Here is a 16,958-nt window from a genome sequence, read left to right as displayed (position 1 = left end):
CCCTCCTTGAGGGTATAATTCCCCGTCCCAATCTATCGGTATGCCTCGAATTTTTGAAAATATTTTCCTCCCAAACCATCGAAACCTACCTCATGATCTTGCGCCAAGTTTCTTGCTTATATTTTAGATACTTTATTTTGTAACCAAAAATCTGCCAATACCAAGGCTGCCATAGCCTCAACAATAGGGATTGCTCTTGGAACCACACAAGGATCATGTCTTCCTTTGCCTTGCATTTCAACCAACTCACCTTCAGAGTTTATAGTTTCTTGTTTTTGCATAATTGTAGCTACAGGCTTAAAAGCTACATTAAAGTAGATATCCATTCCGTTAGAGATTCCTCCTTGGATACCACCGCTTAAATTGGTTTTTGTTGAGCCATCTTGGTTAAAGAGGTCGTTATGCTGGCTTCCTTTTAATTTAGTCCCCTCAAAACCACTACCAAATTCAAAACCTTTTACAGCATTAATAGAAAGCATTGCCTGGCCTAGACTAGCATGTAATTTATCGAAAACTGGTTCTCCCAAACCTTTAGGTACATTTTTAATGATGCATTTTACGGTACCACCAACGGTATCTCCCTGAGATCTGATCTCCCGAATATAAGTTTCCATTTTAATGGCAGTCGCAGGATCTGGACAACGTACAGGGTTAGATTCTATTAAGCTGAAATCTAATTCAGCTATTTCCTTCTCTAGTTTAAGTTCACCTACTGAAGCGGTAAAAGCAACTATTTTAATATCTTTAATAACTTGTTTGGCAATAGCTCCACCAACAACTCTACAAGCTGTTTCCCTGGCTGAAGAACGTCCTCCTCCTCTATAATCTCGTACTCCATATTTTTCTGAATACGTATAATCTGCATGAGAAGGTCTAAAAGTGTCTTTTATATGGGAGTAATCATTGGATTTCTGATTGGCATTTTCAATAGTAAAACCAATAGGTGTACCAGTTGTTACACCTTCAAAGATTCCAGATAGAAAAACAACAGTGTCTGGTTCTTTACGTTGAGTTACTATTGCAGACTGGCCAGGTTTTCTTTTATTGAGATCTCCCTGTATTTTATCTAGATCCAAAGTAATCCCAGCGGGACAACCATCTATAATTCCACCAATAGAAGGACCGTGTGATTCTCCGAATGTAGTTAGTTTGAATAGTTTCCCAAAGGAGTTCCCTGCCATAGACCGATTTTTAACAAATGTAATTTTTTAACTACAGATTTAAAAATCTAAAGACAAATTAAATTTTAAAGGAAATATTAATTCTTTAAGTTTAAATTACCTTATTTAAATTTTGACTCACTGTTAAGTATCATAACCTTTTAAAGAAATCAATTCTGTGTCGATTCTTTCTTTAGGAATTTGCAGGTCATCTTAAAATTGTAAATGAATATTCTATAATGAATTCAGGGAGGACGATATTACTAGTATAATAATAAACAGATTTCTATTTAAATTAAGGCTTCTTTTAAAATAGTAACAGGATGTTGAGCAATTCTATTGGTGCCATCAAAGATCTGATGTCTACAACTGGTTCCATTTGCAGCGATCAAAGTAGTATCGGGAGATTTTCTTACTGCTGGAAATAGGCTTTGTTCGCCAATAGTCATACTTATCTCATAGTGCTCTTTTTCATATCCAAAAGACCCTGCCATTCCGCAACAACCAGAAGCTATTATTCGCACTTTATAGTTGGTTGGTAAATTGAGAATATCAAAAGTGTATGCAGAATTGGATAAGGCCTTTTGATGACAATGTGTATGTATCTTGATTTCCTTAATTTCTGAAGTAAATGAACTGGATTTTATATTTCCTAAGGCGATCTCTTTCTTTAAAAACTCTTCGATTAGAAAGCAATTTTTAGACAAATTTTCAGCTTGTTCTAAGTTGTTTGCCAATCGTAAATATTCATCTCTAAAACCTAGAATCGCTGAAGGTTCTATTCCTATTAATGGTGTTTCATTTGAAATTAAAGTTGAAAAGAGTTCTATGTTTTTATTGGCTACATCCTTCGCCTCTTCCAAGAACCCCTTAGAAATATAACTTCTTCCACTTTCAGGATTGTTGAGCATCTTTACTTGATAGTTCAATTTTTCGAGCAATACCAATGCTTCAATTCCAACTTCAGCATCTAGATAGTTGGTGAATTCATCCTTAAAGAGATAAACCGTCTTAATAGGAGCCTCTAATGTTTTCTGATTCTTTTTATAGTATTCCCATAAAGTGACCTTTGAAAGTTTTGGTAAACTTCTTTCTGAAGCTACACCCATGATGCTCTTTGCAAGCCCAGCAGTTAGAGCATTCGAAAATAGGAAATTTGAGATCCCAGTAGCTTTGGAGGCCAATTCATTCATCTTAGAATTATTTGCAAAAGCTATACTTCTTAAAGACTTGCCGTTTGATTTTTGATATTGGTATTGAAACTCTGCTTTTAAAGCTGCTACATCTACATTAGAGGGACACTCACTTTTGCATCCTTTACAACTAATACAGAGATCAAAGACCTCTTTTAGTTCTTCATGCGCGAACTTATTTGGTTTTTCTGAATTGGTTAAAAATTCCCGCAAGGCATTTGCTCGCGCTCTGGTAGTATCTTTCTCATTTTTAGTTGCACGATAACTTGGGCACATTGTTCCACCTGCCTCTACAGATTTTCTGCAATCTCCACTCCCATTACATTTTTCGGCCAATCTTAAGATTCCTTGGGAATCAGAAAAATCCATTAGAGTTTTAATTTCGGGTTCCTTTCTATCTATCTCGTAGCGCAAGGAAGTGTCCATTGGCGCGGTATTCGTGATCTTACCCGGATTAAAGATATTATGAGGATCAAAAATGGCTTTTACTTCCTCAAGAAGTTTGTAATTTTTAGAACCTATCATAAGTTCAATAAACTCCCCGCGCAGCCTCCCATCTCCATGCTCCCCACTCATAGAACCTCGATATTTTTTCACCAAAACAGCAACCTCCTCTGTGATCTTTCTAAAAAGATCAACATCTTCTTCTTTCTTTAGATTCAGGATTGGTCTTAAATGTAATTCTCCTGCCCCGGCATGTGCATAATACACTGCTTCCTGTTTATATTTTTTCATGATCTCAGAGAATTCTGCAATATAATTTGCCAGATCTGGTAATGCAACGGCTGTATCTTCTATACAGGCTACCGCTTTTTTATCTCCAATTATATTCCCTAGCAAGCCAAGTCCGGCTTTACGTAATTCCAGAGCTTTGTCTATTTGCTCGTCCATAAGAATGGGTAAAGCGTAAGCAAGATTTGTGTTTTCTATTCTATTTAACAGAACATGAATTTGGTTATTCAAGTCCTCCTGATTTTCAGACCTCAATTCCAACATAAGAATGGCCTTGGGATCTCCTTCAATAAAAAATCTGTTTTCTTTGTATTTTAAATTCTGAATTGTACAATCCAGAATCACCTTGTCCATCATTTCACAGGTGTACAAATCACTTTCCATAGCAGGTTCTACAGCGAGCATACAATTTTCTATACTCGAAAAATGAGCAGCAACCATAGCAGTATATTTTGGGGCTAAAACATCTAGTTGCAAAGTGATCTCTGTTGTAAAAGCCAGGGTACCTTCACTTCCCGAAAGCAACTCACATAGATTTAATGCTTTTTTGTTTTCAGAAAAAACTTCGGTATCAATTAGACTATCTAGTGCATATCCAGTATTTCTTCTATGAATAGTTTCTAATGGAAATTCTTTTGTTATTTCTTTCTGAACTTCAGCAGGAGAAAGCAATTTATAAAGCTTCTTATATATTTTAGATTCTAAAGATTTTCCGTTTTTATATCCTACAAAGTCATTTCTCGAAATAGCAGTAAATTCAGCTTCACTACCATCACTCAAAATTGTTTTTAATCCAAGGGTTTTATCACGGGTTGTTCCATATTTTATAGAAGTAGTCCCGCTAGAATTATTCCCAACCATTCCCCCAATCATACATCTATTGGAGGTAGATGTGTTTGGCCCAAAGAATAGTCCAAATTCCTCAATAGCTCTATTTAGATCATCTCTAATAACACCGGGCTCTACCACCACAGTTCTATTACTAGGATCTATTTTTAAGATCTTATTGAAATGTTTAGAAACATCTACCACTATACCGCTACCCACACATTGTCCCGCTAATGAAGTTCCAGCAGTTCTAGGTATTAATCCGATATGATTTTGAGTTGCAAAATCTATAAGCAACTTGATATCTTCTTTATTTTTAGGGTAACAAACTGCCAATGGTATTTCTCTGTATACGGAAGCATCAGTGGCATAAATACTTTTATGCAGGTCGTCAAACAAAAGTTCTCCATTAAGAGTTCTTTGTAATTCTAGTAATTTCTCTTTCATAGCTGCATTAAAATTACAAATTTATAGTACATCTGCTTAACAACCTATTAATGATTATTAACAATAGATTGGCTATTTAAGCAATTTCAGTGTGAATTTAACGTTTAAATTTGCGGAACAAACTAAAATAAATCAAACATGAAAAAATTAATTTTAATGGCAATATTCGCACTCGGAGCAACGGTTGCTACCAATGCACAAACGATCTCTGAAAATGCGCTAGGATTGCGTATTGGTGGTGGAAATGGTTATGGGGCTGAAGTTTCTTACCAAAGAGCTTTAGGTGATAACAATAGATTAGAGTTAGATCTTGGTTGGAGAAATGATAAAAACAACTATGATTCTTTTAAACTAGCTGCATTATACCAATGGGTTTGGAATATTGAAGGTGGTTTCAACTGGTATGTTGGTGCCGGTGGAGGTGTTGGAAGTGTAAGTGATAATAGAAGAAACGAAAATAGAAGAGATGATGGAACTTTTCTATTTATTGCTGGAGATATAGGAATAGAATATAATTTTGATATTCCATTATTGATTTCACTAGATTTTAGACCAGAAATTGGTTTTAGTGATTATGATGTTATCGATAATTTCTCACCAGATATCGCATTAGGACTTAGATACCAATTCTAGACTTAAACAATTTTTATATATTAAAGGCTGAAGGAATTAAAACTCTATTCAGCCTTTTCTATATCCATTATTGCCTTTTCATATAATTTCTCATAGATCGGCACTATTTTATGAATATCGAAAGCCTTTGCTTGTTCGCGAGCATTCAGTTTAAATTTTTCTAAGGTGTTTTCGTTTTTTAATATTTTAATAGCATTTGCAGCCATCTCTTCTATATTTCCAACTTCGCTTAAATACCCTGATACTCCTTGTTTATTAACCTCTGGAAGTCCACCACTATTAGAAGAAATAACCGGTACGCCATTTACCATAGCTTCCAAGGCTGCCAAACCAAAACTTTCTTTTTCTGAAGGCAATAAGAAAAGATCTGAAAAACATAGGATCTTATCTATCTCATTACTCTGCCCTAGAAATACTACTTTATCCTGTAAGCCTAATTCTTGTACTAAAAATTCTGCTTTTTCTTTTTCAGGTCCTTCCCCAACCATTATAAGTTTAGATTTAATAGTCTTTTGAACAATATAAAAGATTCTAATAATATCTAAGATCCGTTTAACGGGCCTAAAATTACTTACATGAGAGATAATCTTTTCGTCTTCATCTGCCATTAATGTACGTTGGCAGTCAGTAAACCCAATCCTAAATTTAGCAACATCAATAAAATTCGGAACCACTTCGATCTCCTTTTTGATCTTAAAAAACTTTAATGTGTCTTCTTTTAAAGATTGAGATACAGAAGTAACAACGTCACTATTATTAATACTGAAAGTAACAGCAGGTTTATAAAAAGGATGATTTCCTACTAGTGTAATATCTGTACCATGCAATGTGGTTACCATAGGAATAAAGATCCCCTCTTCTTCCAACATTTTTTTTGCCATATATCCAGCATAAGCGTGCGGTATTGCATAGTGTACATGTAAAACCTCTATTTTATGAAGCTTTACCATGGTTACTAACTTACTGCTTAAAGCTAATTCGTAGGGCTGGAAATGAAAAAGGGGATACTCGGGAACATTAACCTCATGAAATTTGATATTTCCGGTAAGTTGTTCGAGACGCACGGGCTGTTTATAGGTGATAAAATGAATTTCGTGGCCTCTTTTGGATAGTTCCATGCCTAATTCTGTTGCCACTACTCCACTCCCGCCAAAGGTGGGATAACAAACTATACCTATTCTCATAATTTATTACTCTAAAGATTCATATATAATACGTTGTATCTTTTCCCGAATGTTCTCTCTAATCAGTTTCCGGTTATTTACATCCGGATAGGTTCTATTAGATAAAAACACGTATACTATTTCCTCATCAGGATCTGACCAAGCTAAAGTACCGGTAAATCCTGTATGACCAAAACTAGATAAAGAAACACAACCACAGGTAGGACCCGAAGTGCCCAATTGAGGTTTGTCGAAACCAACACCTCTCCTTACGTTTTGATCACAATAATAACAGGTATTGAATTTATCTAGAGTTTCTTGTTTAAAATATTCTTTTCCACCATAGTTACCCCCGTTTAAATACAACTGCATCATTTTTGCCACATCTGTAGCATTACTAAACAGCCCTGCATGACCTCCAATTCCGCCTTGCATTGCGGCACCTTGATCATGAACATGTCCTAAAACTTCTTGTTTTCTCCAAAGTCTATCATATTCGGTTGGCACAATTCTAATTGTATCTATCTCGTTTAAAGGTAAATAAGTAATAGTATTTGCTCCTAGGGACTTATAAAAATGCTCTTTTACTAAATAGCTTAAAGAAGAATTATAATAATCTTCAATATAATATTTCATAATATAAAAAGGTAGATCACTGTATTTGTAAGCTAGTTTAGATTCCAGCTTACTATCTCGTATAGTCCCCATTATAGAATCCCGTAGATCGTCCCTGATAAACATATTTTTTGCAATCTGTGTGTTAAAAACATCCATAGGTTCCTCCCTATAATATTTAACAGACCTCCCTTTTGTCTTCTTGTCTAAAGTGGATACATAAAAAGGGATCCAAGGTTTTAATCTGGCATAATGCATAAGCATATCCTGCAACTTGATATTAGCTTTATTGGAACCCTTAAAAAATGGCATTAGATCTCCTAATTTCGAATTGAATTTAAGCTCCCCTTTACCTTCAAGTTCAATAATAAATGGTAAAGTCGCAAGTATTTTAGTTAATGAAGCCAAATCATATACTGAAGAATCAGTTACTTTAATAGTCTTCTCATAAGTATGAAAACCGGCATTTCTTTCATAGATCACCTTACCTTTTCTGGCTATAATCACCTGCAATCCAGGAGTCATTTCTTCGGAAATAGCAATATCAATCAATGAGTCTATTTCTTGAAGTTTATAAGAATTCATTCCAACAGCTTCAGGATACCCGTATGATAATCGGTTTAAACTTTTAGTGTAATATCCTGTACCTGCAGGAAATTCTTGACTAATACTTACCGGCAATCTTCCTTTCGCCCCCAAGGCTCCAAAAATAATTTCTGCAGATTTCTTTTGAGCAGCTTCAGAGTTTTGATAACTCATTACTATTACTTCTATATTACTAGAGGAATTGAGATCCATAAGAGCGTAAGGCTTTGTAAAGACATCTAAAATAGTGAGATTATTTCTTGATATTTCATGAATCCAACTCAACTCTTCCTCAGTAAAAGCATATTTTGCCCAAGGAGAAGCATTGGATTTATGATATCCAATAATCACTTGATTATAATTCTTTAATTTTTCCAACAACTCATCCAACTTGGTAGCTTTAACCCAATCTACCTGTGCATATTTAGATAACTGATGATAAAACGCAGTACCATCATCGTCTCCTAATTTTACATAGGCTATCTTTCTATCGCTAAGCTCTTTAATAGGAACAATGCCAACATCGTTCTTAATAAGCGTGATCGCATTCTCTATAAGTTCATCATAAAGAGCAAGATCTTCTATTGTGTTGAGTTCTGAAATAAGATTTGTAGTATCTACGGCTTTATAATTATGTAGACCCGCTTTATATTTCGCAAATAATATCTTTCTAACAGAATGTGCCATTCTCACTTCTGAAATGGTTCCGTCATTATAAGCCGCCATGATCTTATCGGCAGCTTTAGGTACATCTTCAGAGATCAACAAAACATCGTTACCAGCCATAAATGCTGCCAGATCAATTTCACCAGGATTTTTAAAATTCGATGCCCCTTTCATATTAAGAGCATCTGTAAAAATAAGACCATGAAAATTTAATTCCTTCTTAAGTAAATCGTTTACAATTGTTTTAGATAAAGAAGACGGAATGGTTTCTTGTGTTTCCAAGCCTGGTACATTAAGATGGGCAACCATAATACTGGAAACCCCTTCTTCAATTAGCTTTTTAAAAGGATATAATTCTATGCTATCTAATCTGCTTTTGGAAAAGGAAATTGTTGGTAAGGTTTTATGCGAATCTCTTCTAGTATCTCCATGACCGGGAAAATGTTTTGCACTGGAGAGAATTCCTTCCTTATGCATCCCTCTCATGAAAGAAACCGACTTTAAAGTGACATTTATTTTTTCCTCCCCAAAAGAACGATTTCCAATAATTGGGTTTAACGGATTTGTATTGATATCTACTACCGGAGCAAAATTAATATGTACTCCTAACCTTTTGGAATTACGGGAGATAGCAGCCCCAGCTTCTTCTATTAATTTAAGATCTTGAATGGCTCCTAAGGTCATGTTCCATGGGAGAGCAAACGTGGAATCTAGTCTCATTGCAAGACCCCATTCTGCATCCATCCCAATAAGTAAGGGTGTTTTAGAAAGCTCTTGAAATTCGTTATTTAATTTTGCCTGACGCTTTGGTCCACCTTTAGAAAATATGATTCCTCCAATATTATAATCTGCAATTAGCTTACGAACTTTATCAACATCTTTCCCATTTTTATTAGAAAACACATCTACCATAAATAACTGTCCTACTTTTTCCTGCAGGCTCATATTCTCATAGATACTATCCACCCATACCTTCTGATGGTTAAAATCTTTAGCAATTAGCGGGTTATTATTCTGAGAAAAGCAAGTAAGAGTAAAAAATAGAATTAATAGAATTAATAGAATTGAATAAAATTGGGGTATTTTCATTCAGTATTTAGTTTAAGAAACGATTATGCCAGCTATCTGATGCAGGTACTTCCCAATCTGATAAATATTCTCCTTTGTTATTTACCAAGTTATTAAATACAATAGTATTCTTGCTAACCGCCTTTTCCTTAGCCATTTTTCTAAAATCTATCAGGGTTTTATAAGCAACAAACTCCCCTTGTTTATAACTTACATTCATTTTATCTAAAAGATCTACATTGTACTTCTGTTCCAGATCCTGGATAAACTTTACAGAACTATCTATAGAACAGCCTGTAGCAGCATTTAATTGCTGATCTAGCGCCAAGGTTATAAAACGTTTGTATTTTATTTCGAAAGAAGCTTTAAGATTTGCTCCATGGGCAGTCCATTGTGTAATAAAGCTCTCTAATTTTGAAGTGATTTCTTGAAGTTCTAGATCTGTAAATGATCTATTTGACTGGTATATCCAAACTCTAGAAGAATCTGGTAATTCGGTAAAAGGTACTAGCATATTTTGTGGAGTTATATTTTTACAAAGCTACTTTTTTAAAGGGTTAGCTTCAAATATAGTACCACTAAAATGATGAAGTTAACACCAATTTATTAGTTAATTAATTGCGAATAATATTCTGAGTTGGAATATTAGAGATCGTGAGCATTTGCAATCATTTCTGCAACATCCATTACCTCGATCTTGTCTTCTTGGTTTTTACCCTTAACACCATCTGTCATCATCGTATTGCAAAATGGACAACCAGCTGCTATAATGTCTGGCTTAACTTCCATTGCCTGCTCGGTACGCTCTATATTCACGTCCTTATTTCCAGATTCTGGTTCTTTAAACATTTGTCCGCCTCCGGCACCACAACAAAGACCGTTAGATTTACACTTACGCATTTCTACTAATTCCACTTCCAGTTTCCTTAACAGGTCTCTTGGAGCTTCATATACGTTGTTAGCACGACCCAAATAGCAAGGATCATGAAAAGTAATCCGTTTTCCTTTGAATTTACCACCTTCAACTTTTAATCTTCCCTCTTCTAAAAGTGATTTTAAAAAGGTAGTATGATGCATTACCTCATAATTCCCTCCTAGTGCAGGGTATTCATTCTTAATCGTATTAAAACAGTGAGGGCAAGCAGTTACAACTTTTTTTATCTCGTAACCATTAAGCACTTCTATGTTAGTTACAGCTTGCATCTGAAAAAGAAACTCGTTACCAGCTCTTTTTGCAGGATCTCCAGTACAACTTTCTTCAGTTCCAAGAACAGCAAAATCTACTTTAGCTTCATGCAACAACTTTACAAATGCCTTAGTGATTTTTTTTGCTCTATCATCAAAACTTCCAGAACAACCCACCCAAAATAGGACCTCAGGTTTTTTCCCTTGAGCCATATATTCTGCCATTGTTGGTACTTTGATTGCTTCTGCCATTTTAAATACTTTTATAATTCAGCGATTCTTATTAAAATCTAAGAACCTAATTTGTAATAATTTAAACTACTTTAATTGAAGTTCCAATTTAATCTAAATTTCCTTAGCCCAATTCAATCTATCCATTTGATTGTAAGGCCATGGAGCTCCATTATTCTCTATATTGGTCATTGCATTTGCAAGATCTGATGGTGCTGCACTTTGCTCCATTACCAAATAACGTCTCATATCTAAAATAATAGATAATGGATCTATTCCTATTGGACAAGCTTCTACACAAGCGTTACAAGTGGTACAGGCCCAAAGTTCTTCTCTTAAGATATAGTTATCTAGCAATTGCTTGCCATCATCCTCGAAACTTCCTTTTTCATTAATAATGCTCCCAACTTCTTCCAGTCTGTCCCTGGTATCCATCATGATCTTTCGTGGAGATAACTTTTTACCTGTTTGGTTGGCTGGACATTCCGCAGTACAACGCCCACATTCTGTACAGGTATAAGCATTCAATAACTGAACCTGGTTCAGGTCCATTACATCTGATGCCCCAAATTTCTCAGGAACTTCATCTTCTGCTCCTTCCGCAGGCATCGCATAAGGATCGGCATCTGGATCCATCATTAACTTTACTTCGTTAGTAACTGCTTCCAAATTATCAAACTTCCCTTGTACAGTTAATTTTGAAAGATAAACATTAGGGAATGCCAATAAGATATGAAGGTGTTTTGAATAGTATAAATAATTCAAGAATATTAAAATTCCAACTATATGCAACCACCATGCAGTTCTTTCTATAATTATAAGAGTAGCATTGCTGAAGCCTTCAAACCAAGGCAATAAAAACTGACTTACCGGAAAAGAACCTGCGATACCAGCATTCTGAGCATAATGATCTGCACCATTAAGCTGTAATTGGTAATCTGCTCCATTCATGGTTAAGAAAAGGATCATAATAACCATTTCAAAATATAGAATATAATTTGCATCATTTTTAGGCCAACCTTTGAGCTCATTACCTAAAAAGCGATATATATTGGTCACATTTCTTCTCAACCAGAAGATGATTACTCCCAAAAACACAAGAAGAGCTAAAATTTCAAAAGTAGCTATTAAGAAATTATAGCCAGATCCTAGAAAAGAAAGTATTCTATGGGTTCCAAAAACTCCGTCTATAATAATTTCTAAAACTTCTATATTAATAATTATAAATCCTAGATATACTATAATATGAAGAAATCCGGCAAAGGGTCTTTTAACCATTTTAGATTGACCTATTGCTACTTTTGCCATTTTTGCAAAGCGCTCTCCAGGATTATCTGATCTATCTACTTTTCTACCTAATTTTATGTTGCGGATTACACGGCGAATATTGAATGTAAAAAAACCAATACCAGCCACTAGGACAATAAAAAAGGCGATTTGAGCAATAAGTTGCATACGTTATTCTATTTTAAGGAATCTTTAGGAGCTTGATATGATCCTGGTTTTTTACCAAATAACGAGAAATGAACATATCTTTTAGGATTCAATTTAAGATCTTGTAATAATTCTTCCAACTGCTTAGTAGCACTTTCTAAATTATCATATACTTTATCATCATTAAGAAGCTTACCAGCAGTTCCTTTCCCATCATTCAAATTACTTGATAATTGTTCAAAATCTGCAATTACCGCTTCAAGCTTATTAGTCATCCCATTTAGATCTACCTGTGCAAGGGTATCTGAAAACTTATTGAAGTTCCCAGTCATCTCATCTAAGTTAGTAAAAGTTCTATCTAATTTTTCTGAATTACCAGCTACAATTCCATTTAGGGAAGTTGCCGTACTCTTAAATGAACGCACTGTTTCAGAGAGATCGTCGAAAGTAGCAGAAATATTGTTTCTAGTCTCAGGATTCAGAACCTGATTAAAAGCATTAAGCAAAGAATCTGCACTTACAATTACTCTTTCTACTTTTACTTGGAGTGGCGTAAGACGCTCATTCACCAATTCCATGATACCTTCTTCAATATCACTAGGTAAAGTATCCCCGGTTTTAGCCATTCGCTTAGATTCATAATCTGGAACAATAGCAAGAGACTTCCCTCCTATTAAACCACCTCCATATATTTGAGCCAAACTATTCTGAGAAAATTTAAAATCGCTATCTACACTAAAGGTTACCAAAAGAATTCCTGAGCCATCTAAAAAGTCTATTTTATTTACTTGACCCACCTTTAAACCATTAATAGTAACTGCCGATGATGTGGAGAGACCCTCTACATCTGCATATACTGCATGGAAATTACGGCTGGAGTCTAAGAGATTTTTGCCTTTAAGGAAACTATAACCAAATATTAATATTGCGATGGCTACAATTGCCAGGATACCAGTCTTAACCTCTTTAGTATATTTCAAAAGTATTATTTTTAGATACGTACAAATTTAGAAATAAATATAGGAAAGTATAGCTATTTGGCCTGTGATTTTAACGCGTCATTAACTGTAATTTTATCTCCATCCTTAAAAGCGACTAAATAACTGGTCTTATAGCCCTTATTTTTAGCTTGTTCATGTAGGTTTTGAATTTGAGAGTAACTAGAAGTGGCTCCAAAATAATATTTATAAAGCTTCCCTTCTTTCTCCCTAAAAACAGGGGTAAGTCCTTTAAAGTTGGAAGATTTAGGCTCCAGCTTTTTAGAACTTGCAACCAGTTGCACTTTAAAGGTAATTCCTTCGTAATCATCCTTAAACGCCTCAATATTACTTTCTTTAACAGTAACCTCCACAGGTGCATTTTTCTCTAAATTATCCAACACTCCTAGATTAATATTGTGACTGTAGTCTTTAATAGCATCAACAATAGCATCAGCCATTTTATTTTGACCGAAAGAACTATTTAAATAGGGACCTTCTTCTTTATTTGTTAAAAATCCGGTTTCAATTAATACACTCGGCATGTAGGTTTGATGAAGCACAATAAATCCTGCTTGCTTCACACCTCTATTTGTGCGTTTTAAATCGTTAGTAAATTTTTTCTGAACAAAATCTGCTAGTAAAATACTCTGGTCCAGATATTCTTCCTGCATAATGGTCATACCTATAGAAGATTCTGGAGAGTTAGGATCGAAACCATCATAAGTAACTTCATAATCTTCCTCAAGAAATATCACAGAATTCTCTCGTTTGGCTACTTCAAAATTTGTTGAATTTCGATGTATTCCTAACACAAAAGTCTCTGTTCCAGACGCCTGAGAATTATGAGCATTACAATGCACAGATATAAAAAGATCTGCCTTGGCATCATTAGCAATCTTTCCCCTTTGTTCCAATGGTATAAAAACATCGGAATCTCTGGTGTAGACCACCTTAATATCTTTATCTTTTTCCAGTTCGGCACCTATTTTAAGAATAATACTAAGTGCTATATCCTTTTCCAGAAATCCTCCACCCCTATTTCCAGGATCCTTCCCGCCATGTCCGGCATCCAAAACCACTACGAACCTAGATTTTTCGGTGTAGTTTTTGTTAGGTGTAGAAGCAGATATTAGTATACCTGTTATTAATAAGACTAAAACTTTAAGACTGTTGGTTTTCATATATAGGTTAACGATTCTGTTAGAGCAATTATTTTATAATTGATTTTTTTAATTTCCCAAAAGGAAGCTAAAAAAATAAATGTAATTTTGACTATTCAAAAAGCAAGCCATTCTTTACAAAAATAGCACTTATAGTATTGCAGACAAACTCACTTTATATTCTTTTTACAATTGTTTTAATGCTGCTATTTCCAGTATTATCTCAAGCGCAAGAAGTAAAAACAAAAGAAGAAGTTCGTATTAGCGCACAGAGGGATAGCACAGTTACTGTTTCTGATTCTCTCTCTACGGCTACCAAAAAATTAGTCCCTACTCCTACACAAACAGATACAATAAAGAAAAAACCTTCTTTATTAACTGATGTTGTGGCTTATAAGGCAGAAGATTATATGCGTTTAAGTACTAAAGAGAACAGAATGTATTTGTACGATCAAGCCCAAATCACCTACGGAGATATGGTAATTACTGCGGGACTTATTATTCTAGACAATGAAAAAAACGAGGTTTATGCATTTGGAATCCCAGATTCGTTGGGTAATTATTCCCAAACCCCAATCTTTACACAAGCTCAAAATACGGTAAAACCAGACTCTATACGCTTCAATTTTAAATCTAAGAAAGCACTTGTCTATAATTCTAAAACTGAAGAAGGGGCATTTAAAGTAAATGGAGAAATAACCAAAAGAGAAAATGATTCGGTTTATTTTATGCAAAATGTAAAATTTACCACTTCTGAAAACGAGGAGGACCCAGATTATTATTTTTTCGCAAGAAGAATAAAGTTTGTACCTAAAAAGAAAATTGTTACTGGCTTAGTGAATATGTACATAGCAGATGTGCCAACACCGTTAGGACTTCCATTTGGATATTTCCCTTTGACTGAAGAGGAAACTTCAGGATTCAAAATTCCATCTTTCGGACAGAGCAATAATAGAGGATATAGTTTGCAAAATGGAGGGTATTATTTTGCGATAAGCGATTATGTAGATCTTTTGGCCTTGGGAGATTATTACACCAATGGTAGTTATGGAATAAGATTAGAATCCAGTTATGCTTTGCGTTATAAATTCCGCGGGAATTTAAGTTTTAGATATGAGAATCTATTAAATAGTGAACGTGGCTTTCCAGATTTTTCAGAAACTTCTGTTTATAATTTAAGATGGAGCCATTCTCAAGATTCTAAGTCCAGCCCTAGTTCTAGGTTTTCTGCATCTGTAAACTTAGGAAGTAGTAATTACTATCAAGAATCGGTGAATCAAACCAACACTGCGAATTTTTTGAATAACACGTTGAGTTCTTCAGTGTCTTATTCTAAGACATTTCAAGGAGAACCTCAGGTAAATGTAAGTGTTGCCGCTACTCATACCCAAAACAGTAATACAGGGGCGATAAATATGACATTGCCAACAGTACAAGGAAGTGTTTCAAGGATTTTTCCTTTAGCACCAAAGTTAGGTGCAAAAAAAGGAATTATAGAAAACATCAATTTTCAGTATAACTTTAGAGGAGAGAACAGGATTCAAACTTTTGATTCTTTGTTCCTTAAACCTGAGATGTTTAGGGATGCGAATTTTGGTGCCCAGCATAGCATACCGATTTCTACTAACTTTAAGGTACTTAACTACCTAAGTGTGAGTGCCAATGCCAACTATGAAGAAAATTGGGTTTTTAAAACTTTTGACAGATCTTATAATCAGGAAAATCGAGAGGTAGTAATAGATACTATAAATGGTTTTGATTCCTTTAGAACCTATAATTTTAGTACCAGTATGGGAACTACTGTTTATGGGATGATGAATTTTGGAGACGATAAAAAGATCCAAGCTATTCGCCATGTAATGAGACCTTCAATTAGCTATAATATTAATCCTGGATTTGATCAATATTATGATCAATATGAAATTATAGATGAACTAGACCCAACAAGAAACCAAATTGTGGATTATACCAGGTTTCAAGGCTCTTTATATGGCACTCCTGGTCAGCTTTACTCCAGTTCTATAGGATTGTCTATTAGCAATACACTAGAGGCAAAGGTTCGCGATAAAGATAGCACAGCTACTGAAGCTAAAAAGATAAAATTGTTGAATAACTTTAGTATCAGCACTGCTTATAATCTGGCAGCCGACTCTTTAAGTCTTTCCCCAGTTAGCATGCGTGGAAGTATTCCTATAATACAGGATAAGTTAGACATTAATGTAGGTGCAAATTTAGATATTTATGCCCTAAACAATAATAACAGAAGGGTAAACAAGTTAAATATAAATAATGGTGGGAGTTTATTTAGAATGACCTCTGCCAATGTTAGCTTTGGGTATTCTCTTTCCAGTAAAGATTTTGAATTGGGTGGGGAGAACAAAGATAAATCTGAAAATGAAACTTATAGAAACGGCGGGCGTCGAGATGATCTTTTTGGAAAATCACCAGGATTAGATGGAGATTTTTATGATGATGAAGATGAACCTGATGATGATGATGAAGAGAAACCGCTTAATGCATGGTACAATTATAAAATCCCGTGGGATCTAAGGTTGGCCTATACCATGACCTATAGTAATAACGCTAGACAAAATGAAATCTCTTCTCACTCCATTATGTTTTCCGGGGATGTAGAATTAGCACCAAAATGGGGTGTTGGAGCTTCTTCTGGATTCGATATTAAAGATGGAGGATTTACCTATACTCAATTAAGATTTCAAAGAGATTTAGATAGCTGGAGAATGAGCTTTAATTGGGTTCCATTTAGTACGCGTAGTTCTTGGTTCTTTTTTATTGGAATTAAATCTTCTATCTTAAGCGATATTAAATATGATAAACGCCTTGAGCCAGACAAAAGTTTATAAGTAAAATAATTTTA

Annotated in this window: 11 protein-coding genes; 2 read left to right on the top strand and 9 right to left on the bottom strand. The window is 34.8% G+C overall.

The window, feature by feature from the left end:
- Positions 1-116 precede the first annotated feature (116 nt).
- Both aroC and H033_RS0112345 read right to left on the bottom strand, forming a co-directional pair.
- A complete protein-coding gene (aroC, locus tag H033_RS0112350) occupies positions 117-1,181 on the bottom strand; it encodes a chorismate synthase (RefSeq protein ID WP_026838584.1) in 1,065 nt (354 codons plus the stop codon).
- A 269-nt stretch (positions 1,182-1,450) separates the two neighbouring features.
- A complete protein-coding gene (locus tag H033_RS0112345) occupies positions 1,451-4,360 on the bottom strand; it encodes an FAD-binding and (Fe-S)-binding domain-containing protein (protein ID WP_026838583.1) in 2,910 nt (969 codons plus the stop codon).
- Positions 4,361-4,498: 138 nt separating this feature from the next.
- Here H033_RS0112345 and H033_RS0112340 point away from each other — a divergent pair, with 138 nt between their 5' ends.
- On the top strand, positions 4,499-4,993 hold the full coding sequence (locus tag H033_RS0112340) for a hypothetical protein (protein ID WP_026838582.1): 495 nt from the start codon (positions 4,499-4,501) through the stop codon (positions 4,991-4,993).
- 44 nt (positions 4,994-5,037) lie between these two features.
- Here H033_RS0112340 and bshA read toward each other — a convergent pair whose 3' ends face one another.
- From bshA to H033_RS0112305, 7 genes are all read right to left on the bottom strand, one after another.
- The gene (gene bshA, locus H033_RS0112335) at positions 5,038-6,177 is read right to left on the bottom strand and encodes an N-acetyl-alpha-D-glucosaminyl L-malate synthase BshA (protein WP_026838581.1); all 1,140 of its coding nucleotides are present in this window, start codon (positions 6,175-6,177) and stop codon (positions 5,038-5,040) included.
- Between the two features lie 6 nt (positions 6,178-6,183).
- The gene (locus H033_RS0112330; protein ID WP_026838580.1) at positions 6,184-9,111 is read right to left on the bottom strand and encodes a glycoside hydrolase family 3 N-terminal domain-containing protein; all 2,928 of its coding nucleotides are present in this window, start codon (positions 9,109-9,111) and stop codon (positions 6,184-6,186) included.
- 7 nt (positions 9,112-9,118) lie between these two features.
- Complete coding sequence (locus H033_RS0112325; RefSeq protein WP_026838579.1) at positions 9,119-9,604, bottom strand: hypothetical protein; 486 nt, start codon at positions 9,602-9,604, stop codon at positions 9,119-9,121.
- Positions 9,605-9,735: 131 nt separating this feature from the next.
- Complete coding sequence (locus H033_RS0112320; protein WP_026838578.1) at positions 9,736-10,527, bottom strand: (Fe-S)-binding protein; 792 nt, start codon at positions 10,525-10,527, stop codon at positions 9,736-9,738.
- 93 nt (positions 10,528-10,620) lie between these two features.
- Positions 10,621-11,961: a (Fe-S)-binding protein gene (locus tag H033_RS0112315; RefSeq protein ID WP_026838577.1), complete on the bottom strand. Its 1,341-nt coding sequence runs from the start codon at positions 11,959-11,961 to the stop codon at positions 10,621-10,623.
- An 8-nt stretch (positions 11,962-11,969) separates the two neighbouring features.
- Complete coding sequence (locus H033_RS0112310; protein WP_026838576.1) at positions 11,970-12,920, bottom strand: MlaD family protein; 951 nt, start codon at positions 12,918-12,920, stop codon at positions 11,970-11,972.
- A gap of 53 nt (positions 12,921-12,973) precedes the next feature.
- Positions 12,974-14,101, bottom strand: coding sequence for an N-acetylmuramoyl-L-alanine amidase (locus tag H033_RS0112305; RefSeq protein ID WP_026838575.1), 1,128 nt, complete (start codon positions 14,099-14,101; stop codon positions 12,974-12,976).
- Positions 14,102-14,280: 179 nt separating this feature from the next.
- Here H033_RS0112305 and H033_RS0112300 point away from each other — a divergent pair, with 179 nt between their 5' ends.
- Positions 14,281-16,944, top strand: coding sequence for a putative LPS assembly protein LptD (locus H033_RS0112300; protein ID WP_081661849.1), 2,664 nt, complete (start codon positions 14,281-14,283; stop codon positions 16,942-16,944).
- The last annotated feature ends 14 nt before the right edge of the window (positions 16,945-16,958 follow it).

The sequence above is a fragment of the Gillisia sp. JM1 genome, assembly GCF_000424645.1.
Lineage (GTDB): Bacteria > Bacteroidota > Bacteroidia > Flavobacteriales > Flavobacteriaceae > Gillisia.
Note: the sequence above shows the minus strand (reverse complement) of the source record. Positions and strands in the feature narration are given on the sequence as shown.

Bases quoted from the DNA above. Each gene is read 5' to 3' on its own strand.
- aroC (WP_026838584.1), bottom strand. From the start codon at position 1,181: ATGGCAGGGAACTCCTTTGGGAAACTATTCAAACTAACTACATTCGGA.
- H033_RS0112345 (WP_026838583.1), bottom strand. From the start codon at position 4,360: ATGAAAGAGAAATTACTAGAATTACAAAGAACTCTTAATGGAGAACTT.
- H033_RS0112340 (WP_026838582.1), top strand. From the start codon at position 4,499: ATGAAAAAATTAATTTTAATGGCAATATTCGCACTCGGAGCAACGGTT.
- bshA (WP_026838581.1), bottom strand. From the start codon at position 6,177: ATGAGAATAGGTATAGTTTGTTATCCCACCTTTGGCGGGAGTGGAGTA.
- H033_RS0112330 (WP_026838580.1), bottom strand. From the start codon at position 9,111: ATGAAAATACCCCAATTTTATTCAATTCTATTAATTCTATTAATTCTA.
- H033_RS0112325 (WP_026838579.1), bottom strand. From the start codon at position 9,604: ATGCTAGTACCTTTTACCGAATTACCAGATTCTTCTAGAGTTTGGATA.
- H033_RS0112320 (WP_026838578.1), bottom strand. From the start codon at position 10,527: ATGGCAGAAGCAATCAAAGTACCAACAATGGCAGAATATATGGCTCAA.
- H033_RS0112315 (WP_026838577.1), bottom strand. From the start codon at position 11,961: ATGCAACTTATTGCTCAAATCGCCTTTTTTATTGTCCTAGTGGCTGGT.
- H033_RS0112305 (WP_026838575.1), bottom strand. From the start codon at position 14,101: ATGAAAACCAACAGTCTTAAAGTTTTAGTCTTATTAATAACAGGTATA.
- H033_RS0112300 (WP_081661849.1), top strand. From the start codon at position 14,281: ATGCTGCTATTTCCAGTATTATCTCAAGCGCAAGAAGTAAAAACAAAA.